This window comes from Thermostichus sp. MS-CIW-23 (assembly GCF_054059455.1).
Genome location: NZ_JBSSCC010000045.1, coordinates 1 through 21413, shown reverse-complemented (window position 1 = coordinate 21413; position 21413 = coordinate 1). Strand labels below are relative to the sequence as shown.

Sequence of the window (21413 nt, the reverse complement as noted above, 5' to 3'; positions counted from 1 at the left end):
ACTCTTGTGGGACTATCAGCTTGCAACGTACAGAGATAGTCTGGCTCATGGGCTTATTGTAGTTTATCCAGACTTTTGACCAGCAAACCTATATGAAGGAGGGCTTTCCTCTCGACACCAAGCCTGCGGCTATGGTGCGGGCCTCCAGCCCGAAAATTTGGTGAGGGTATCCCACTAGTTCCATTAGATGATCCCTTCCTGCCGCTTGGCGATTGGCATCCGCCAGCCGGTGCCGAAGGCGCGATCGGTAATGCGTAGCCCAGGGGGAGCTTGGTGTCGCTTGAACTCGGCTTTTTGAACCAGCCGCAGCACCTGCTGCACGATGTCGGGATCGAACCCTTGAGCCACCAACTCGGGGCTGGATTGATGCTGCTCGATGTGCCGCTGCAGGATCTTGTCCAGCAAATCGTAGGGGGGCAAGCTGTCGCTATCTTGTTGGCCGGGTCGCAATTCCGCTGAGGGGGGCTTGGTCAGAGTAGCAAGCGGGATCCGCTCCTGCTGTCGGTTGATCCAGCGAGCCAAGCGGTACACCCAGGTCTTGGGCACATCGGAAATCACCGCCAGGCCGCCGGACATATCCCCGTAGATGGTGCAGTAGCCCACTGCCAGCTCTGATTTGTTGCCTGTGGTCAGCAGCAGCCGCCCGAACTTGTTGGAAAGGGCCATGAGGAGGGTGCCGCGAATGCGAGATTGCAGGTTTTCTTCCGTGATGTCTGGGGGGAGGCCGGCAAAGGGCTCTGCCAAAAGCTGGTGGTAGCTCTCCATGATGGACTGAATCGGCAGCTTCAGGGTCGGGATCCCCAGGTTTTGCGCCAGTTGGTAGGCGTCGGTCAGGCTGCCAGGGCTGGAATAGGGAGAGGGCATGAGCACCCCCAGCACCCGCTCCGGCCCCAAGGCATCGGCGGCGATCACAGCAGTGACGGCAGAGTCGATCCCCCCCGACAGGCCCAATAGCACCTCGCGAAAGCCACATTTGCTGACGTAATCGCGGGTGCCCAAAACCAACGCCTCGTACAGCTCAGCTTCCGGCTCGGTCGGCCAGCGGGATCCCGCGGTCGGTGGGCTCTGGTCTGGGTTGGGAGACTGCGTCAACTCGTCCACATCCAGGATGAGGTGATCCGGCTGAAAGGCAGCCGCTTGGGCCACAACCCGACCCCGGCGATCCACGGCACAACTGGCCCCATCGAAGATGAGATCGTCGTTGCCCCCCACTTGATTGACATAGAGAATGGGCAGGGCGTGCTTGCGGGCCAGGGATCCCAGCATCTCCACCCGCAACTTCTGTTTGCCTAGGCTGAAGGGGGAAGCCGAGAGGTTAATCAGCAGGTCGGCACCGCAGCGGGCCATCTCTTCCACCGGATCCCAGTGGTAGCGGCGGTGCTGCCAAAAGTCGCGGTCGTTCCAAATGTCTTCACAAATGGTAAAGCCCAGGCGGCGGCCACGGTACTCGATGGGTTGGGGCTGGGATCCCGGCTCAAAATAGCGATCTTCGTCGAAGACATCGTAGGTGGGCAAGAGCGACTTCTGAAACCAGTGGCGGATCTGGCCTCCCTCCAGCCAGGCAGCAGCATTGTAAAGGGGCCGACCCTCAGGCAGAGGATTGGGCTGCACGGATCCCACGACTACCGGAATGCTGGCCTGTAGCCGACTGGCCAAGTGCTGCAAAACTTGGTTCGCTCTCTCGATCAGGGCCGGGTAGAGCAACAAATCGCGGGGTGGATATCCCAGCAACGCCAGCTCCGAGGTGATGGCCAACTCTGCTCCCGCCGCCGCCACTGCCTCGACTGCCGAACGGATGCGCTCGGCATTTCCGCTTAGATCGCCGACGATGTAGTTCAGTTGCAACAGCGCTACCTTCACCCTGCCCCCCATATGGTAAATCTCACCATAAGTGGCCCAAACCGAATCGTCAACAAGATTCTGCTGCGGGCAAGCGAAGAATAAACGTGGTTTGGTGGGCAGTGCTTTCCACCTGCAAAGAGCCACCCAAGTGGTTGGCCATGGCTTGGGCCAGGGCCAATCCCAAGCCCGCTCCCCCCTGCTGCCAGGGATCCGAGTGGGGGATGCGATAAAACTGCTCGAAAATGCGTTCTTGTTCTTCGAGGGGAATGGTGGTGCCCGTGTTGGTCAAGCGCAGCTCCCAGCGGTCGGAACCTAAAGCAACAGCCTCTAGGACAATGTGTTCGCCGGCGGGCGTGAATTTGTGGGCATTGGTCAAAAGCTCACAGACCAAGCGTTCCAACAGGCGGGGATGGGTGTGCAGATAGGGCAGGTGGGGATCCCAGTGAACTTGTAGAGTTTGCTGCCGCTTGCGCATCCGGTCTTGGAACCGATTGATAAGAGGTGCCAAAAGGAGAGGCAGGTTAACCTGCTCAGAGGGCAGCTTGAGCGTATTGCCCGACAAATTTTGTAGATCCAGAAGATCGTTAATTAGGGAGATCTCTCGCTCGCACGCCTGCTCCAGAACCTCAAGATACTGGATTTGCTTGGGGGTGAGAGGAGAAACTTGATGGCTCAGTTTCAGCAGGTGAACCGAGAGGCTAATGCTGGTAAGGGGAGTGCGCAGCTCATGGGAGACGGCGGCCAGGAAGTTATCCCTAATTTGGCTGAGTTTTTTCAATTCCGTCACCTGAGCCTGGCTGCTGAGGTAGAGCCTGGCCTGTCGCAAGGCAATCGCGCACTGGGCCGCCATTTGCTGAGCCAAATCGATTTCCCAATCGCTAAAACTCTCCTCAGGAGGCCGAGCCAGCCACAGATCCCCAAGAATGCCCTGATCGTCCGCAATGGGGCAGGCCAGCTTGGTCAGATAGGGGGGCAGAGTGTTGGGATCCCGTTGACGATCCCGAGCGCACAGTTGAAAGCACCAGCCTCGCCATAGCTGTTCGTAGAAGAGGGGAAAATCTCTCATCCAAACCCGAGCCCCGACCCCAGAGGTCGAAAGCGTCGTGTATTCATAGCTGATCAGGGAGTAGGTTCGGCGGCTATCGTAAAGGCCAACATTGCAAAAAAGAACGCCCAAAAATTTTCCCAGCTCGTTCACAACTGTCTGCAAGATCTGCCTTTCATCCAGAGTTGCCCGTATCTGATGGATGAGGCGGCGCAGAATCGATTCAAACTGTAGACTGCGTTCCAGTTGCTGGGTTCGCTGTTGCACCAGGGCTGTTAATTCAGCTTCTCGTGTTTGCTGGGCCAGCTCCAGGCGCTTGCGCAGGGTGATATCGCGCACCAAAACAATGGCCTCATCCGGCCCAAAGGGCAACAGACGGGCCTCGCGATATTCCGGCAATGCTTCCGCCGCGTCTTGAGAAATTTGAGGAAGCGGATATTCAATAACCTGAATTTCTCCCGTTTGAAAGGCTTTCTCTAGCAAAGGGGCAAAGTAGGTTTTCCAATGCTCTGGAAACAGATCTTGAATGTATTGGTTGAGATAGCGGTCATCGGGATAGGCGGATGCAAATCCTCTGGGGGGCTTATAGGACAAGACTAGCCCTTGCCGATCCACCTGCAGAATCATGTCTGGAATCGCTTCGTAAAGGGCGCGGTAACGTGCTTCGCTGCGGGCCAGATCGGCCAAACTTTCTCGCAGGTGAGTTTCGGCCCTTTTTCGCTCGGAAATATCTTCTAGAAATTGGATGGCAAACAGAGGCTCGTTTTGAGCGTTTCGCACCGCGAAGAGTTGTAAGCGAACCCAGATCTCTCTGCCATCTTTACGGCGGATCACCTTTTCATATTCATAGTTGCTAGCGTATCCGGCAATCAATTCATTCCAGAGTATCTCGCCCCGTTCTCGATCTTCAGGATAGGGGGTGTAATCTTCCGCTTTCAGAGCTGACCAATCTTCCTCGCTGTACCCTGTAATCTCTGCCATTGCCGGGTTGAGGCTGAGATACCGGGGATCAGGATCCAAGCTCATCAGAGCAATCCCTTGGCTACAGGAGTTGAAGATCCCTTGTAGCTGGTTTTGGATTTTCTCAAGGGCGAATTTGACAGATCGGCGCTCGCTAATATCATCCAGGAAGTAAACGGTAAACAGAGGCTTTTGTTCTTCATCTCTCACAACATAAATCTGAGACTTTACCCAGATGATTTGGCCATTCTTACGGGTGTAGGGATGTTCCCATTCATAATGACTGCGCCGGCCATCAACCAACTCCTGCCAAAGTTTTTTTAGAGTTTCAACATCGGCCAAGTCTGTGATACAAGCCTCCAGAGGCAAAGCCTTCAATTCCTCTGCAGAATATCCTGTTATATCCTTGAGGGCTGAGTTCATGCCATGCGGACTAGCTTCTGGCTCAAGAGGCAGCAGAGAAATGCCCAAATTGCAGGACTCCACAATTCCCCAGAATCGCTGTTGAATCTCCAACAAGGCCAGCTCTAGCCGCTTGCGCTCGGTGATATCTTGAATGCAGCCAAGCACGCAATCTGCTCCGTGGGGAACCACGCAAACTTCCTGGTGACGGAGCTCCCCTGCTGAGTTGGTTAGGGGAAACTCCAGAGTTTGCCGGGATCCGCTGCTCAAGCAACGGTCAATCAGCCTCTGCAGTTGATCGCCAACCTCAGGGCCGAACAGCTCTCCCACTGCTTTTCCCTGAATATGCTCTGCTGAGAGTGAAGCAAAATAATTATTCTCCGGGGAAGAAATCAGCTCTAGGCATTGGCCTTCTCGGCTAAAAATCATCAAGGCTTGTGGAATAGCGCAAACCAGCCTTTTGTAGCGGAGCTGGCTCTCTGCAAGCGCTTGTTCAGCCCGCTTCTGTGCCGTGATGTCTTCCACATACCCCTCAAAACAGAGGGGATCCCCTGCCGGATTGCGGACAACTTGAATTTGTTCTCGCACCCACAAGTCCAAGCCCTTGCGACTGTGGATCAAAAACTCTTGCGCCACTCTCCCATCGCCGACTTTGCCTGCAAGCAAATCCTGGAAAAACTGGCGACGACCGGCAGCGTCAGCATAGAGATGATGGCCAAAATCCGACAGATGGCGCATCAAATGGGCAGAGGAAGTATAGCCATATATCTCGGCAAGCTTGGCATTGGCAAACCGGTACCGTCCCTGCAGATCCGCACGAAAGATCCCGATGGGAGCATTCTCCAGGAGCACATCGAGTCCGGCCAGCATCAGGATCCCCTATTGGCAAGCAGTACCAGGGCACTAAGAACGCCTGACCCTGAGATTATGTATCATTTTTGCTTTGAGCGATGTTTCCCGCACTACAAGTTCCCCCCTAACCCCGTAAAATCACGGGCGAGGAAGGGTGCTCAGGCTTCTGTGGATATCACCCCACCGAGTGCTGGGGGAGCAGGGATCCCTGCGCGGATTCTCAACTACTCCACCTGCGCTGTCTCCGGGGATTCCGCCTGAGTTTCTGGGTGAAAGTAGCGGTAAATCTGTCGGGCAATCTTCGGGCCAATGCCGGGCACTTGAGCCAACTGGTCTTCTGAGGCCACCTGAATGCGGGCAATCGACCGAAATTCTTCCATCAGCAGCTTTTGCCGATACTTGCCTAGGCCGGGGATCTCGTCCAGCGTAGAGGCATGTTGACGCGCTTTCCGTTGCTGGCGATGAAAGGCGAGAGCAAATCGGTGGGCTTCATCTCGCAGGCGTTGCAACAACAAGCGAGCCGGATCTTGGGCCGGCAACCGCAGGGGCACGGGATCCCCCGGCAGAAAGATCTCTTCTTCTCGTTTGGCCAAGGCAATCACCGGCAGGTGATCCAGCCCTAAATCTGCCAAGACGGCCATGACTGCCGACAACTGCCCCTTGCCCCCGTCGATGAGCACCAAATCCGGCTGATCCTCAGGGGTCATTTTGCTGAAGCGACGCCGGGCCACTTCTGCATGGCTGGCAAAATCATCGGAGTGACCGGGGCGCACCTCAGGGTTGCGAATCTTGTAGCGGCGGTAGTGCTGTTTGGCAGGCAGGCCATCGATAAACACCACCTGACTGGCCACAGCATCGGATCCCTGAATGTGGGAAATATCGTAGGCTTCTAGGCGACGGGGCACATCCGGCAAATCCAAGACCTCTGCCAAGCGCTCCAAGGCCGCGGCATCCCGATCCGCCAAGCGCTGAGTGCGGGTTAGCTCCAGTTGTGCATTCCGCTCAACCAACTCGATCAACTCAGCTTTGCTCTGCCGTTGGGGGGCAACAAGGCTGACCTTGCGGCCTTTTTTCTGACTCAGCCAAGACTCCAGAAAATCCCGATCCGGCAATTCATACTGGGTCAAAATTTCAGAGGGAATTTCCACCGGATCACAGTATTGATAATGCTCTTGTAGAACCCGCTGCAAAATCAACGCCGGATCATCGCCCCGATTTTCGGCCACAAACCCCAGCCGCCCCACCAACTTGCCTGCCCGCACCTGAAACAATTGAATGCAGGCTCGTGAATCATTCATGGCCAAGGCCAGAGCATCACGGCTGACGGTAGAGTTAGGCAAAGAGACCTTCTGGGATTCTCCCAATTGTTCCAAACCGCGAATTTGATCCCGATATCGTGCGGCTGCCTCATAATTTTCTTGTTCGGCGGCCTGGATCATCTTCTCCTGCAGCTCTCGGATCAGCTCATCTGTCTGGCCTTGGAAGATCATGGCCACTTGAGTCAGCGTTTTGCGATACTCTTCTGGGCTGATCAAGCCTTGGCATACCCCGGGGCAGCGCCCAATGTCGTAGTTCAAACAGGTGCGATCTTTGTACAGAGGTTTGGGCCGTTGGCGCAAGGGAAAAATTCGTTTGACCAACCCAAGGGTATGGCGCAACAGGCCAACATCGGTGTAGGGGCCATAGTATTTGTCTTGATTCCGATCAAGGCGACGATGGCGGGTGATGTAAAGCTGGGGATAAGGCTCCGACCAGGTAATGCACAAATAGGGATACTTTTTGTCATCCTTGAGAAGAACATTGTAGGGGGGCTGATGGGTTTTAATCAGATTATCTTCTAGGGCTAAAGCTTCACTTTCATTATCGGTAACGATAAACTCGATCTCGCAAACCTGAGCTACCATGCGCTGAATGCGAGGGGACAGGTCGCCGGTGAAGCGGAAATAAGATCGCACGCGAGAGCGCAATTTCTTGGACTTGCCTACATAGAGGATCTGATCCGTGGCATCTCGCATCAAATATACGCCGGGTTCAGCAGGAATCTCCTTGAGACGGCTCTCTAGAACGTCACGGTTGTGAATCAGAGGGACGGTCATAAAGTTCAGTTCTACCGGGTAGAGTCAGGGATCCCATGACTTCAATCTAGCAAGGATATGGCTTTTCTCGGCAACACTGACTCCAACCCATGTGGAGACACAGTCATTCTGAACAATCATTCTGAACAAGTTTGGGAAGCTCGTCCTGCTTTCAAGCTCCAACCTGCTAGCACAAATGGCAATAGCTCGTCGCATCGCAGGATCAAAGTACCTCTTTTGACGGGTAGACCTCCATGATTTGGGAAGGATAAGTTGATTTGTGATTAACATAATTTTGTCCAGAGTTCCGGTAGTTCATTTACATAAGATATAGCAGCAATGGAAAGTCGCTTAAGTTTATTAACTAGGGATATATTGACTTCTGAGACAATCTTTTGAGTAGATTCAGGTATAAATTGCCTGTGACAATCCTGGCATCGATAATGCTGCTTTCCATTATGGATCTTGTCGTATCTAAGTTAAAAGAATGACGGCTTGGGCAAGTCAGCATGAGCTTACTCAGAAACACGAAAAATCTAGGGTAATAGTATCATTGCTCCCAGAGCACCACCAGTATAGTCAATAGGGCAAGGGCTCCGTCCCGCTGGCGCGACCCGAATCTCTGAGCTCTATCCTTACAATTGAGCTCCTGGATCCTGGCCTATGTCTTGCTGCAGGGCGGCCAAGTCTATCTTTGGCTTCTGGGTCTTGACTTTTGTCGGCCTGAGGTCTTCTAGGTTCAGCCAGCGATAGACCGTTGCACGCCTGACTTTGTACATCTGTTGTACATCTGTGGGGTTGCCCTCTTCCTGGACATACCCTACGGCTGTCTCCCTACCGCAGTTCTCCACAGGGCCAGTTGCCAGCGAGCGGAGCCGGTGTGAGCTGGCGCATTCGCCCTAGCTTTCTCAGATCGTCCGCAGTCCGTCGGGGAAAGCCGCAGAAGAAACTCGAAAAATCTGTTCATGGCGAGCTTTTTTGTCTTTACTTCGCTGAGCCGATTGCCCCAACGGTTGCCCTGTTGGCAAGAGCCAGCCGTGACTTGAGACTGCCCCCCTTTTCCTGTCGGATTGGAGTGCGATATGCTGGTTTTCCACCTCTGAAAGCGTGATTTATTCCAAACTGTTTTTACTCCTATGAATCCCCATCGCTCTCAGGTCTCGGTTCCTATCCTGCAGGAAAACTGGCACTTTCAAGAGCGGGATGCTTGCGGGGTCGGCTTTTTGGTGAATCAGCAGGGGAGAGCCAGCCACGACCTCTTGCAGAAAACCCTTCAGGCCCTCACCTGTATGGAACATCGGGGTGGCTGTGGCGGCGACGGCCAGAGCGGTGATGGGGCGGGCATTGCAACGGCAATCCCCTGGTCGCTGTTGCAGGCAGAGAGGGAAGAAATTCGAGCTTGGGATCCCACTCACAGCGCGGTGGGGATGGTCTTTTTGCCTCAGGATCCTGCTGAGTGTCAGGCGGTGCAGCAGGTGATCGATGAGTACTTGACCACCACCGACTGGCAGCGGGTGGTTTGGCGGCAGGTACCGGTCAATCCCAATTGCCTGGGGCCGATGGCGCGGCAGACCATGCCCTCCATTTGGCAGATGCTCCTCACCCATCCCACGCTGGAAGGAGACGAGCTAGAGCAGCAGCTCTATCTGTTGCGGCGGCGCATTCGGCGGCGGGTAGAGGCTCGGTTTGGCTTTTATGCTCTGTATTTTGCCTCTTTGTCCTGCCGGGTTGTCGTTTACAAAGGCATGGTGCAATCGTCGGTTCTGGGCCAGTTTTATCGAGATCTGCAAAACCCCCTCTACACCACCACCTACGCCACCTACCACCGCCGCTTCAGCACCAATACCCTGCCGCGTTGGTCGCTAGCTCAGCCTTTCCGCTACCTCTGCCACAACGGCGAGATCAACACCTACCTGGGCAATGTCAACTGGATGGCCGCCCGCGAACAAACCCTTTCCCATCCCCGCTGGGGTACAGCGGTCGAGGATCTGAAGCCGATTATTGACCCGGGCACCAGCGACTCAGCAGGTCTGGACGCTGTGTTTGAGCTGTTGATTCAGTCGGGCTACTCCACTCAGCAGGCGATGATGGTGCTGATCCCGGAAGCCTATCGCAACCAGCCAGAACTGCAGAATCACCCGGAAGTGGTGGATTTCTACGAGTTCTTCGGCGGCCTGCAGGAGCCTTGGGATGGCCCGGCGATGGTGGTTTTCTGCGACGGCAAAACCATCGGGGCCACGTTGGATCGCAATGGCCTGCGCCCAGCCCGCTACGCTCGCAGCCGCGATGGTCTGCTGGTGGTGGCCTCGGAAGCTGGCGTGGTTCCTCTGCCGGAGACCGACATTTTGGAAAAAGGGCGGCTAGGCCCGGGGCAGATGCTGACGGTGGATCTGCAGAGCGGGCAAATCTGCAAAAACTGGGAGATCAAAACCCAGGTGGCAGCCCAGCACCCCTACGGCGAATGGCTCAAAGCCCATCGCGTTCAGCTCAGCACCCAAGGCTTTGAAAATACCCCTCACCTCTCGGAAGAACAACTGTTACAAGCCCAAACCGCCTTCGGGTACTCCTCAGAAGATGTGGAGATGATCATCGAGGAGATGGCGGCTACGGGCAAGGAGCCCACCTTCAGCATGGGGGACGATGCGCCGCTGGCTGTGCTGTCCACCCAGCCTCATCCCCTCTACGACTATTTCAAGCAGCGCTTTGCCCAGGTCACCAACCCTGCCATCGATCCCCTGCGGGAGAGCCTGGTGATGTCTTTGGATGTGTATCTGGGATCCAAGGGCAACCTGCTGGAGATCCGCCCTGAGCATGCCCGCCTGTTGCAGTTGCGCAGCCCGGTGCTCAACGAAGCGGAGCTGGCCGCTCTGCAGCATACCCCTTTTCCCTGCCACACGCTCCCGATTCTCTATCCGGTGGCTGCCGGCCCAGAAGGACTGGAGGTCCAGGTACGGGCCCTCTGCCAGCAGGCGGCCCAAGTGGTGCGGGGGGGAGCTGAGATTTTAATCCTCTCGGATCGCGGCCTTGATGCCGAGCAGGCTCTGATCCCACCTCTGTTGGCGGTGGGCGCCATCCACCATCACCTCATCCAGGAGGGGCTGCGCCTACGCGCTTCCCTGGTGGTGGAGACTGCCCAATGCTGGAGCACCCACCACTTTGCCTGCTTGATCGGCTACGGGGCCAGCGCCGTTTGTCCTTATCTGGCCTATGAAGCTGTGCGGCAGTGGTGGCACAAGCCCAAGACGCAAACCCAGATGGCTGCCGGCAAGTTGCCCCAGCTTTCCCTGGCCGAGGTGCAACTGAAGTACCGCGCCGCCATTGAGGCAGGGCTGCTCAAGATTCTTTCCAAAATGGGCATTTCTCTGCTCTCCAGCTACCACGGAGCGCAGATTTTCGAGGCCATTGGCCTGAGCCAAGAGGTGATCGATCTGGCCTTCCGCGGCACGGTGTCGCGGGTGGGAGGCATGACGCTGGCGGATCTGGCCCGCGAGGGCATGGTGAATCACCAGCGGGCCTTTCCCGAACTCACCTCGAAAAAGCTGGAGAACTTTGGCTTTATCCAGGCGCGGCCCAAAGGCGAATACCACATCAACAGTCCAGAAATGGCCAAGCTGCTGCACAAGGCCATCGAATCGGGCCAGCCTGCCCACTATGAGATCTACAGGGCGCACCTGCGCAGCCGCACCCCCACCGCCTTGCGAGACCTGCTGGATTTCCGCAGCGACCGGGATCCCATTCCCTTGGAGGAAGTGGAACCGGTGTCGGAGATTTTCAAACGCTTTGCCACAGGTGGGATGTCCTTGGGGGCCCTCAGCCGCGAGGCCCACGAGACCCTGGCCATTGCCATGAACCGCATCGGCGGCAAGTCCAACTCCGGTGAAGGCGGGGAAGATCCGGAACGATACCTCCCCATCACCGATGTAGGCCCAGATGGCACCTCGGCCCGCTTTCCCCACCTGAAGGGGCTGCGCATGGGGGACAACGCCAGCTCGGCGGTGAAGCAGGTGGCCTCGGGCCGCTTTGGCGTGACACCGGAGTATTTGCTCAACGCGCGGCAAATTGAGATCAAAATTGCCCAGGGGGCCAAGCCGGGCGAGGGCGGGCAACTGCCGGGCAAAAAGGTCAGCCCCTACATCGCCAAGCTGCGCCGCTCCAAGCCGGGGGTGACCTTGATCTCGCCGCCGCCCCACCACGACATCTACTCCATCGAGGATCTGGCGCAGTTGATCTTCGACTTGCACCAGGTGAACCCCCAGGCACAGGTGTCGGTGAAGCTGGTGGCGGAGGTGGGCATCGGCACGGTGGCGGCAGGAGTAGCCAAGGCCAACGCCGACATCATCCAAATCTCCGGCCATGAAGGGGGCACAGGGGCTTCCCCCTTGAGCTCCATCAAACATGCCGGGGCACCTTGGGAGTTGGGCCTGGTGGAGGTGCATCATACCCTGCTGGAAAACGGCCTACGGCAGCGCTCCATCCTGCGGGTGGATGGCGGCATTCGCACGGGTTGGGAAGTGGTGATGGCGGCCATGCTGGGGGCAGAAGAGTTTGGCTTTGGCACGGTGGCCATGATTGCGGAGGGGTGCATCATGGCGCGGGTGTGCCACACTAACAACTGCCCTGTGGGAGTGACCAGCCAGAAGGAGGAGTTGCGCAAGCGCTTCCCCGGCACACCGGATCACGTGGTGACCTTCTTCACCTTTGTGGCGGAGGAGGTGCGCCAAGTCTTAGCGCAACTGGGCTACCGCTCTCTGAAGGAGGTGATTGGACGGGTGGATCTGCTCTGTCCGCGGGCCGATGCCGTTCTCCAGAAAACCCCATCCTTGAACTTGGAGTGTCTGCTGCGAACTCCCCCCGGTTTTGATCCCAACACCCTGCCCGACTGGTTGGAGCATGAGCCGGTGCATTCCAACGGCCCGGTGCTGGATGAGCAGATCCTGGCTCAGCCGGAGGTGCAGAAGGCGGTGGAGACCTGCGGCACGGCCACGGTGGAGATCCCTATCGCCAACACCGACCGCTGTGTGGGCGGGCGCATTGCCGGAACCTTGGCCCGCTTGTACGGAGATACCGGCTTCGCCCAACAGGGGGGGCAGTTGGATCTGCGCTTTGTCGGCAGCGCCGGCCAGAGCTTTGGCGCTTTTACACTGGCGGGGATGCGCCTGACCCTGACAGGAGAAGCGAATGACTACGTGGGCAAGAGCATGTGTGGCGGCGAGATCGTCATCCTGGCTCCCCCTGAGGCGCCCCGCGATCCGGCGGAAAATGTAATCCTGGGCAACACCTGTTTGTACGGGGCCACGGGCGGATCCCTGTTTGCCAACGGCCAGGCGGGGGAACGCTTTGCGGTGCGCAACTCGGGAGCGCAGGCGGTGATCGAGGGATCCGGCGACCACTGCTGCGAGTACATGACCGGTGGGGTGGTGGTGGTGCTGGGGCGGGTGGGCCGCAACCTGGGAGCGGGGATGACCGGCGGCCTGGCCTATGTGCTGGATGAGGAGGGCAACTTCCCCGCCAAGGTCAACGGGGAGATCGTGCGCATTCAGCGGGTGCAGACGGCGGCAGCAGAGGCACAACTGAAGAGCCTGATCCAAGAGCACTATCGCCGCACCCATTCCCCCAAAGCGGAGCGCATTCTGCAAAATTGGGAATCCTATTTGCCTCTGTTTTGGCAGGTGATCCCGCCTTCGGAGGAGGGCAGCGAGCTGACGGATCCCTTGCGATCCCAGCCGCTGGCAGTGGAGTCTTAAGGATCTCTCAGAGCCTGCCGGTAACACTTCTTATCCCCACGACGGCCAGAGAGGCTGGTAAACTGCGAGAGTATACCTGGCCTTTTCATCCGCTTTAAATCACTATGAGTCCCAGTTTGCAAGCTGCTCAAACTCAAGCGCGAGTGCCCACCGAGACCATCCTGACGCCGCGCTTCTACACCACCGATTTCGAGGCCATCGGCAAAATGGGCTTAGGGGATCGAGAGGCCGATTTCCGGGCCATCCTGCAGGAGTTTCGCGCCGACTACAACCGCCATCACTTCGTCCGGGGTGAGGAGTTCAACCAAGACTGGGAAAGCCGCCTGGATCCGCAGGCGCGCCGGTTGTTTGTGGAGTTCTTGGAGCGCTCCTGTACAGCCGAGTTCTCCGGTTTTCTCCTCTACAAGGAGCTGTCGCGCAAGCTAAAAGAGACCAACCCCGTTTTGGCCGAGTGCTTTGCCCTGATGAGCCGCGACGAGGCCCGCCATGCCGGCTTCCTGAACCGGGCTATGGGCGACTTTAACTTGGCCTTTGACCTGAGCTTTTTGACCAAGCACAAGTCCTATACCTATTTCGCGCCGCGTTTCATCTTCTATGCCACCTATCTCTCGGAGAAGATTGGCTACTGGCGCTACATCCTCATCTACCGCCACCTGGAGGCCCATCCCGAAGACCGCATCTACCCCATCTTCAACTTCTTCAAGAACTGGTGCCAGGACGAGAACCGCCACGGCGATTTCTTTGCGCTCATGCTCCTAAGCCAGCCGCGGCTGCTCAAGGGATGGGTGGCCAAGCTGTGGTGCCGTTTCTTCTTGCTGTCGGTGTTCGCCACTATGTACCTCAATGATGTGGGAGAGCGCCCGGATTTCTACCGCCTCATCGGGCTGGATCCCCATGCTTATGACATGGAGGTAATCTACAAGACCAACCGCGAGGCGGCCAAGGTGTTTCCGGTGGTGTTGGATGTGGAAAACCCTAAGTTTGTGCGGCGGCTGCAGAAGTGTGTGGCCAACAACGCCAAGCTGAGGGAGATTGCCCGGGGATCCGGCCCCTTCAAGGGTTTGCGCAAGCTGCCCCTCTACTTGGATAACTTCTATCAGTTTTTGCGGCTGTTCCTCCTGAAACCTCGGAAAGCTGGCTTCTACCTGTGGGAGCAGCCGGAGCCCCGTTTTGAAGGAACGGCTGTTTCTGCTTGAGCCGTCTTGCCCTCAGCTTGGTACCCGTACAGCCTCATAGGTCAGCCATGAACATTGCCGCTGAGATTACGCCGCTCTTTTTGCTGGGAACGCTGGCCTTTTTGGGTTGGGGCTTCTGGAGAGCCCGTCGGCGGGGATCCTTAGCCGTTTGGGTGTGGTTACAGGGATCCCTGCTCTTGTTGCCGTGGGTGGTTTTCCTGGGGCTGCTGCTGCTGGGGATCTACCTCAATTTTGCAGGCTTCCTGGTGTTGCTGTTGGTCTTTACAGGGCTTTACATTGCTGTGGGGCGCAAGACCCGCCAGTTGGCCCAGCAGGAGCTGCAGGCCCGTCGCGAGCAGTTGGCTCGTCTGGAAGAGCAGGGGGAAGCCCCTTCGGCAGGGGAGGCGCCTTTGGAAGCGCCTGCGGTTCTGCAGCGGATCTCGGCTGAGGATCTGCAGGCCATTCAGTCTATTTTCGGCCTCGATACCTTTTTCGTCACCGAGACCGTCCCCTATGGGGAAGGGGCGATTTTTAAGGGCAACCTGCGCCAGGAGGCGGAGGTGGTGGTACCCCTGCTGGTGGAGAAGCTCAAAGAGCAGGTGGGCAGTCGCTACCAGCTCTTTTTGGTGGAGGATCCGGCGGAAAAGCCGGCGGTGGTGGTCTTGCCGGATCCCATCGTCAATTACCGCGCTTCCGTGGGGGCGCAGATCCTGGCGGGGGCGTTGCTGGTCTTCAGCTTCGTCGCCACGTTGGAGGTGGGGGCCAATCTCTTGGGCTTCCGGCTGTTGGATGCGCCGGGGCGCTGGGTGGAAGCCCTGCCGGTGGCAGCCGGGATCTTCGCCATCTTGCTGGTGCACGAGACCGGACACCGCTGGATGGCGGGCAAGTACGGGGTGCGCCTCAGCCCTGCCTTTGTTATCCCCAGCTTGGGCATTGGCACGCTGGGATCCCTGAACCGCATCCAATCGCCGGTACCCAGCCGCAAGGCCCTCTTCGACATTGCCTTTGCCGGCCCGGCAGCGAGCGGGATCCTGTCGCTGCTGGTGCTCTTGGCTGGCCTGAAGCTCTCCGGCTCCGAGGGTCTGTATGTGCCCACGGAGATCTTCCGCAGCTCCATCCTGGTAGGCACCCTAGCGCGGCTGGTGCTGGGATCCCAGTTGCAGGCGGAGCTGGTTCCCATTCATCCTTTTGTTGCCGTGGGCTGGATTGGCCTGGCAATCACCGCCTTGAGCCTGCTGCCGGCAGGGCAGCTGGACGGGGGTCGCATTGTGCAGGCGGTGTACGGGCGGAAGACGGCGGCCCGCGCCACCTTCATCACCCTGATTGCCTTGGCGGTGGCGGCCATCAGCAACGTCTTGGCCCTCTACTGGGCGCTGCTGATCCTGTTCATCGCCCGCGAGCCAGAGCGTCCACCGCAGGATGAGATTACTGAAACCGACGGTCAGCGGGATGCTTTGGCATTGCTGGCCCTCTTTTTGATGGTCATGACCCTGTTGCCGATTGCTCCGGCCTTGGCGGGCTTTCTCAATTTCCCCAACGGCTGATGGGGTAGAGGCCCAGGATCCGCCGGCGAGAGGAGCTCACTGTGTCTGGACCGGGGAAAGGCTTTGGCCTAGGCAGAGCTGGAAAGGACAGAGGAGAGCACCTGCAGCGTCTGTTGGCCCAAGCCGTTCGCCATCACCAGGCAGGGCAATGGCCACAGGCTGTCTCACTTTACCAGCAGGTGCTGCAAGCCCAGCCCACCCACCCGGAGGCACTGCACCTCTTGGGGGTCTGTCGGCAGCAACAGGGATCCCTGGACGACGCGATTGCCCTGATCCGGCAGGCCCTTGCCCACCAGCCCTGGTTTCCCGACGCCCACTTTAATTTGGGAATTGTTCTCAAGCAGGCGGGGCAGCTGGCGGAGGCGAAAACTCACCTGCAACTGGCCCTAGAGCAGGGGGGGCCGGACGCGGAAGTTTTGTACCAGCTGGGGCTGGTGCTGCGGCAGCAGGGGGATTTGGAGGCGGCCCTTGTCCCCTTGGGACAGGCCCTGGAGCTGCAGCCGGACTTTGCCGATGCCGCCTACACCCTGGCCATCCTGCTGCGGGATTGTGGCCGGGAGGAGGAAGCGGCGGAGCTGTTCTACCAACTCTGGCAAGCGGATCCCGCCGACTTGGCCGCGGCCCTGGGCTGGTGTGTTAGCCAGTTGCCCTTGCTGTACGCCTCGGCAGACCAAGTTTCCGTGGCTCGGGAGCGCTACCGCCAAGCCCTACAACAGGTGAAGGGCTGCTGGGAACACCTGCCGCGGGATCCCGAAACCCTGGAGCGAGCAGCTGCCGGGATCGGCTCCGTCCAACCCTTCTTTTTGCCCTACCAAGGCCAGAACGACCGCGATCTGCAGCAGCTCTACGGATCCTTGGTGAGGGATGTGATGGCGGCCCGCTATCCCCAGCCCTCCGTCCTCTGGCAGCGACATCCTGGCCGAGTGCGGGTGGGCATTGTCTCCGGCCTGTTTCGGGATCACTCCGTTTGGAAGATCCTGACTCGCGGCTGGGTAGAAGCCCTGGATCGTGCTCAAGTGGCCCTCTACGGCTTCCACACCTCGGTCATCCAAGATGAGGTCACGTGCTCCCTGCCCCCTCGTTTTGAGCACTTTGTGGCCGGATCCCGCAGCTTGGAGGAATGGCAGACGGCCATTCGAGAAGCCCAGTTGGATGTGATCCTGTATCCCGAAGTGGGGATCGATCCCGTCTGCACCCCGTTGGCCGCCTTGCGTTTGGCCCCCGTGCAGGCCATGGCCTGGGGACATCCACAAACCTCTGGGCTACCCACCATCGATGTTTTCCTGAGCAGCGAGCTCATGGAGCCGCCAGAAGGGGCCAGCCACTACTGCGAACGGCTGCTTCCCCTGCCCAGAATCGGCACCTACTATGTTCCCCTGGATATTCTCCCGGCCCCAGTGGATTGGCAAGCTTGGGGGGTGGATCCCGACAGGGTGCTTTACCTCTGCGCCCAATCCCTATTCAAGTACTTACCTCAGTACGACGAGGTGTTCCCCCGCATCGCCCGGGAAGTGGGGAAGTGTCAATTTCTAGAAGTGTCAATTTCTATTTTTGCGGGGCCGCCTCTCCCAAGGGATCCGCGAGCGCTTTTGGCAGCGGCTGCGACGAGCCTTTCAGGCCTATGACCTAGCTGCCGAAGAGTATGTGGTGCTCCTACCGGAACTGATACATTCACGCTGAACTCTCCTGAACATGGTTCAGGAAAGAAGCGATCGCATCCTGCCTATCTCTGAGCAGGAAGGCGGTATCCCGCAAAGCCCTGAGGAATACCCCCCGAGCGCTTTCCCCCTTCACTTCCCGGCAACCGTTGCGGTGGACTCAAGGATCAGGGGGAAACTTGGTCTACTATATCCCTCTCAATGACTTTTGCCAAACCGCCTAAAGCTCAGTAAATTCAGCAAAGTTCAGGGTTTTGGGGGTTAGAGGCATGCTCTCGCCTGCAGAATATGCCGCCTACAACGCCCTGGGGGATATTTACCTGGATAGCCTCGGCTGGTCAGGGGGCAACACCACCCTGGAAGCCCTGCCCCACGGCCTGCCCATCGTCACCTTGCCCGGATCCCTGCTGCGGGGCCGCCACACCTACGCCATCCTGCAGCAGATGGGGATCCTGGATACCATCGCCCACACCCTCGATGAATACGTCCAGATTGCCAGTCAGTTGGGCTTGGATCCAGAGTGGCGAGAGCAAATGGGCCAACAGGTGAAGAGGCGCCAGGAGCGCGTCTACCGAGATCGGACCCCCATCCGCGCTCTGGAAAAGTGGTTGCAAAGTCTAAAGACCTGAGGGGGTAGTTTGGGTGAAAGGATAAACGGGCGAGTGTTGTCCTCTTGAAGGGATCCCGGACAGATGGCAGGATAGGCGGGGTTGTCTTGCCGGGCTTTGCCCATGTCTTCTGAGTCTGCTCCCGGTCAGTTCCCCAGGCCGGAAAACGCCCCCGACAACTTGCCCTCCCTTTCAACGCGCCTGAAAGAGATTGCCGTGGTATTCCTGCGGCTGGGATCCCTGGGTTTCGGCGGCCCCCAAGCCCACATCGCCATGCAACACGATGAGGCGGTGATCCGGCGGGGCTGGATGAGCCAGGAACAATTTACCGAAGGGGTGGGCCTATGTGAAATGTTGCCAGGGCCAGCTTCTACCCAGATGGGGATCTATGTCGGCTATGTGCGGGCAGGCTGGTTGGGGGCGGTGCTGGCGGGGATTTGCTTCATTGCCCCTGCTTTTGTGATCGAGGTGATTTTTTCTTGGCTTTACTTTCGCTTTCAGGGGGTGCCGCAGCTAGAGGGGATGTTTTTTGGGGTGGCCCCGGTGGTGATCGCCATTATCCTGGCCTTTTGCTGGAAACTGGGCCGTAAAGCTGTGAAGGATTGGAGCCGGGGGCTGATCGCGGTGGCGGCCTTTGCCCTGCTGCTGATTGGGGGGGTGAATATCCTGTTGCTGTTCGGGCTGGCGGCTCTGGTGGGGCTGCTGCTGTATGGGCCCAAAAAAGGCCCACTATCGGGGATCCCGATTTTACTCCCTTGGCCAGTATTGACGTTGGCCCAGACGGTAGTGGCCACGGTTCCACCGGAAACCCTTATCCTGAGCAGCTTTTGGGGTCTGGAGCGGATTGGTGCCTATTTCTGGCCTTTGACCTTGTTTTTCCTGAAAGTAGGCGGCGCCATCTTCGGGGGAGGGCTGGTGATCATCCCCTTCATCGCCGACGAGGTGGTGGATCAGTTGGGCTGGTTGACGCCGACAGAGTTCTTGGATGGGGTGGCCATTGGGCAATTTACTCCTGGCCCGGTGGTGCTGACGGCAGCCTTTATCGGCTACAAGGTGGCAGGGGTGCTGGGGGCCCTGACGGCAACAGTGGCCATCTTTGCCCCTTCTTTTGCCTTTATTTTGCTGGCAGCTCCGGTTCTGTTGCGCATACGGCACAATGCTTGGGTGAAGGGATCCCTGCAGGCAATTACCCCAACGGCCCTGGGGGCTGTTGCTGCGGCTACAGTGCCCTTGGCCCAAAATGCGCTGCTACAACAAACAACTCCCGCTTCGCTGGTGGCTTTGGGGATCGGGGTAGCGGCCTTCATTGCCTTGATGCGCTTTCGCCAGCCCACTTGGCTGTTGGTGTTGATGGGAGGGGGGGCGGGTTTGCTGGCCCGAGGTCTGCTGGCCTAAAGGTTTTGCTCCCTGGCCCTGCTTTCTCCTTGGGGGTGAGGGAATGACCCTGATTCAGCCTGATGGCCACGGCACTAACTGGCTTGGGCCAGCCCTTCCTCAGAGGGATCCCTGCCTTCCAGGCGACAAAACAGTTGCCGCATGAGCAGCTCCCGTTGGCCAAGAGACAGGTGAGGGGCAAGGGTGCCGGGAAAGTGGGGCATGGCTAGGGTAACACGATCCAACAGGTCGGCGCGGCGGTGTTGTTGCTGGATGGCCCAAGCCCGCTGCACAAGGTCTGAAGCTGTTTCCAGCTCCAGCCCTGCCTGCTCGGCCAACCAAGCTGCTAATCGTTCTAGGTCGGGATCATAGCGCAGCCGGTACATGTAGATCAGCATGCCGATCCCAAGCACTAGGCCCAAGGCGCTGGCCACGTAGGCAGCCTTGATGGCAGTTCCCGGCAGATAGGCCACCGCCGACACGCGCAAGATTTCGTAGGGGATGCGGATCAGGCTATAGCCGACAACATAGGTCCAAACCCAAGTGCCATCTTTGAGTTTGGGAAAGCGCCAGAACATTCCCATCAAGAGGGCAAATAGAAGCAGGTTGAGGACGCTTTCGTAAAAAAAGATGGGGTGAAAAAACTCAAATTGGCTGTATTCCGGCTCGCGGGCTTGGGGAGGAATGTACACCCGCAGCGGCCAAGGGCTGTCGGGAGGAATAGGGGCACCGTAGGCCTCAGAGTTGAAAAAGTTGCCCCAGCGCCCGATGGCTTGGCCCAAAATCAACCCCGGCGTGAGCACATCGGCGTACTTCCAGCCGTTGATCCCGGTGGTGCGGCAATAGAGGTAAAGGGCAAGCGCGCCGGCCAACACCCCACCGTGGATGATGAGACCCCCCTGCCAAATGGCAAAGGCCGAGAGGGGGTTGTCTTGGAACTCTGACCAGTGGGTGAGGACGTAGTAGAGGCGGGCGCCCAGAAACCCAGATATTACCAACCACAGGGCCAGTAGCTCCACTCGTTCACTGGCTTTGCCAGGCTCCTTCTCTAGATGACGAGATTCTGCCAACGCTTTGGTCAAGATCAAGCCGACCAACACGGCCACTGCCATCAATAGGCCATACCAGCGTAGGCCCAGCCCTCCCACCAGCGGGGTGCCGGGGGGAAAGCGGAAGACAAATTCTCCAGGTGAGCTGAAGGTAAGGCCCAACAGCCCTGCACTCCATAGGTTCATCGACAACACGCTCTGCACCCCAAAATTGCTCAACTCAGTTCCACCAGTCGGCCTTATCAACCTCACCCGCCTGGGTTAGCGGGATGGAGTCCCTTCCGGGCTCTTCTCCCCCATCCCCGGCAGCCATTCACAGGCTCCAACAGGGATCCATTCTCCCCGATCCTGAAGCAGCGCCAGTCCTCGTTCCCGGTTGACCCGATCCTACAGGCCCGTCACGGACAAGATTCCACCCTAGAGCCCATACCTTTACCAAAAAGCTAGGTCCAAAGCCCTGCCCTTCCAGGACGGCTTTTGCCCTGTTAGACCTGCGATAAGATACACCCACGCTGGTCAGAGATGCCAAACTCCTCAAGGCCACTCCAGCGCAGTACCAAGCCTTGGATGACGGAGTACACCGGCCAAGTGGTGGGGCTAGATGGGGGCGACAGCAGTGGGCAAGCTGTGCCGTGTCTCCAGTCTTTGCGTTGTACCGAAAGGAGATGGAGGATGTCAACCGGACAGGGGTGTGGATCCCGGATGGGTTGCAGTTGGTATCCATTGCTCCTGAGGCCAAGGCGGTGATGCAACACTGTTATGGCGGCTACACCACCAACCTGACTCTGGAGGAGTTCATCCGCCCCGAAAACTACCTGGTTCATACCCTGGAAGGACAACCGCTCCCGGTAGGGCCGGTGCGCACTTTGATCCCTCACCCATATGCCTGGAGTTTCCCCCCTAAGATCAGCTGGGCTTTTGGGGGAGCAACGGCTACTACATGGGCGGTGAACCCTGGGCCGAAGAACGCTACAGCAATCTATAGAGGCTGTAAACTACCCGACTCCGACCGCTAAGCGGTACGGAGCGGGCTTTCAGTAGCCCTGAGCCTGCTCTGCTCTACCAGAGAACAAAACAGGCCCGAA

12 protein-coding genes and 1 pseudogene are annotated in these 21413 nt (G+C 58.2%); 7 read left to right on the top strand and 6 right to left on the bottom strand.

Annotated elements, in window-relative coordinates; translation table 11 throughout:
• Window positions 1-183 precede the first annotated feature (183 nt).
• From ACVW0B_RS12625 to ACVW0B_RS12605, 5 genes and pseudogenes are all read right to left on the bottom strand, one after another.
• The gene (locus ACVW0B_RS12625) at window positions 184-1860 is read right to left on the bottom strand and encodes an NAD+ synthase (RefSeq protein WP_457491848.1); all 1677 of its coding nucleotides are present in this window, start codon (window positions 1858-1860) and stop codon (window positions 184-186) included.
• Window positions 1861-1909: 49 nt separating this feature from the next.
• Window positions 1910-5119 (bottom strand): PAS domain S-box protein, encoded by a 3210-nt coding sequence (locus ACVW0B_RS12620; protein ID WP_457491847.1) that lies wholly within the window; start codon window positions 5117-5119, stop codon window positions 1910-1912.
• Between the two features lie 206 nt (window positions 5120-5325).
• Complete coding sequence (uvrC, locus tag ACVW0B_RS12615) at window positions 5326-7197, bottom strand: excinuclease ABC subunit UvrC (RefSeq protein ID WP_457491846.1); 1872 nt, start codon at window positions 7195-7197, stop codon at window positions 5326-5328.
• Between the two features lie 263 nt (window positions 7198-7460).
• Window positions 7461-7643 (bottom strand): annotated as a pseudogene (locus tag ACVW0B_RS12610) (IS1/IS1595 family N-terminal zinc-binding domain-containing protein); the annotation flags it as partial.
• Window positions 7644-7811: 168 nt separating this feature from the next.
• Complete coding sequence (locus ACVW0B_RS12605) at window positions 7812-8027, bottom strand: IS630 transposase-related protein (RefSeq protein WP_414329292.1); 216 nt, start codon at window positions 8025-8027, stop codon at window positions 7812-7814.
• Between the two features lie 285 nt (window positions 8028-8312).
• On the opposite strand from ACVW0B_RS12605, the gene ACVW0B_RS12600 reads away from it, so the two are divergent.
• From ACVW0B_RS12600 to chrA, 6 genes are all read left to right on the top strand, one after another.
• Entirely contained in the window at window positions 8313-12920 is a 4608-nt protein-coding gene (locus tag ACVW0B_RS12600) for a glutamate synthase-related protein (protein ID WP_457491845.1), read from the top strand.
• A 104-nt stretch (window positions 12921-13024) separates the two neighbouring features.
• On the top strand, window positions 13025-14116 hold the full coding sequence (gene acsF / locus ACVW0B_RS12595; RefSeq protein ID WP_457491844.1) for a magnesium-protoporphyrin IX monomethyl ester (oxidative) cyclase: 1092 nt from the start codon (window positions 13025-13027) through the stop codon (window positions 14114-14116).
• Window positions 14117-14163: 47 nt separating this feature from the next.
• Window positions 14164-15639 carry a site-2 protease family protein gene (locus ACVW0B_RS12590; RefSeq protein WP_011432882.1) on the top strand — a complete coding sequence of 492 codons (1476 nt, stop codon included), beginning with the start codon at window positions 14164-14166 and terminating at the stop codon, window positions 15637-15639.
• A 41-nt stretch (window positions 15640-15680) separates the two neighbouring features.
• Window positions 15681-17264 carry an O-linked N-acetylglucosamine transferase, SPINDLY family protein gene (locus tag ACVW0B_RS12585; protein ID WP_457491843.1) on the top strand — a complete coding sequence of 528 codons (1584 nt, stop codon included), beginning with the start codon at window positions 15681-15683 and terminating at the stop codon, window positions 17262-17264.
• Window positions 17265-17566: 302 nt separating this feature from the next.
• Window positions 17567-17926: an O-linked N-acetylglucosamine transferase family protein gene (locus ACVW0B_RS12580; protein WP_457491842.1), complete on the top strand. Its 360-nt coding sequence runs from the start codon at window positions 17567-17569 to the stop codon at window positions 17924-17926.
• A 102-nt stretch (window positions 17927-18028) separates the two neighbouring features.
• Window positions 18029-19300, top strand: a complete 1272-nt coding sequence (chrA, locus tag ACVW0B_RS12575; protein ID WP_414373773.1) for a chromate efflux transporter — start codon at window positions 18029-18031, stop codon at window positions 19298-19300.
• A gap of 74 nt (window positions 19301-19374) precedes the next feature.
• Here the strand turns inward: chrA and lgt are convergent, their stop codons facing one another.
• The gene (lgt, locus tag ACVW0B_RS12570; protein ID WP_457444566.1) at window positions 19375-20514 is read right to left on the bottom strand and encodes a prolipoprotein diacylglyceryl transferase; all 1140 of its coding nucleotides are present in this window, start codon (window positions 20512-20514) and stop codon (window positions 19375-19377) included.
• Window positions 20515-20960: 446 nt separating this feature from the next.
• Here lgt and ACVW0B_RS12565 point away from each other — a divergent pair, with 446 nt between their 5' ends.
• Entirely contained in the window at window positions 20961-21344 is a 384-nt protein-coding gene (locus ACVW0B_RS12565; protein ID WP_414522986.1) for a molybdopterin-dependent oxidoreductase, read from the top strand.
• Window positions 21345-21413: the final 69 nt, after the last annotated feature.

What these genes read in the sequence shown, in the direction of transcription:
- ACVW0B_RS12620 (WP_457491847.1), bottom strand. Translation starts at nt 5,119, where the DNA reads ATGCTGGCCGGACTCGATGTGCTCCTGGAGAATGCTCCCATCGGGATC.
- uvrC (WP_457491846.1), bottom strand. Translation starts at nt 7,197, where the DNA reads ATGACCGTCCCTCTGATTCACAACCGTGACGTTCTAGAGAGCCGTCTC.
- ACVW0B_RS12600 (WP_457491845.1), top strand. Translation starts at nt 8,313, where the DNA reads ATGAATCCCCATCGCTCTCAGGTCTCGGTTCCTATCCTGCAGGAAAAC.
- acsF (WP_457491844.1), top strand. Translation starts at nt 13,025, where the DNA reads ATGAGTCCCAGTTTGCAAGCTGCTCAAACTCAAGCGCGAGTGCCCACC.
- ACVW0B_RS12590 (WP_011432882.1), top strand. Translation starts at nt 14,164, where the DNA reads ATGAACATTGCCGCTGAGATTACGCCGCTCTTTTTGCTGGGAACGCTG.
- ACVW0B_RS12580 (WP_457491842.1), top strand. Translation starts at nt 17,567, where the DNA reads ATGCTCTCGCCTGCAGAATATGCCGCCTACAACGCCCTGGGGGATATT.
- chrA (WP_414373773.1), top strand. Translation starts at nt 18,029, where the DNA reads ATGTCTTCTGAGTCTGCTCCCGGTCAGTTCCCCAGGCCGGAAAACGCC.
- lgt (WP_457444566.1), bottom strand. Translation starts at nt 20,514, where the DNA reads ATGAACCTATGGAGTGCAGGGCTGTTGGGCCTTACCTTCAGCTCACCT.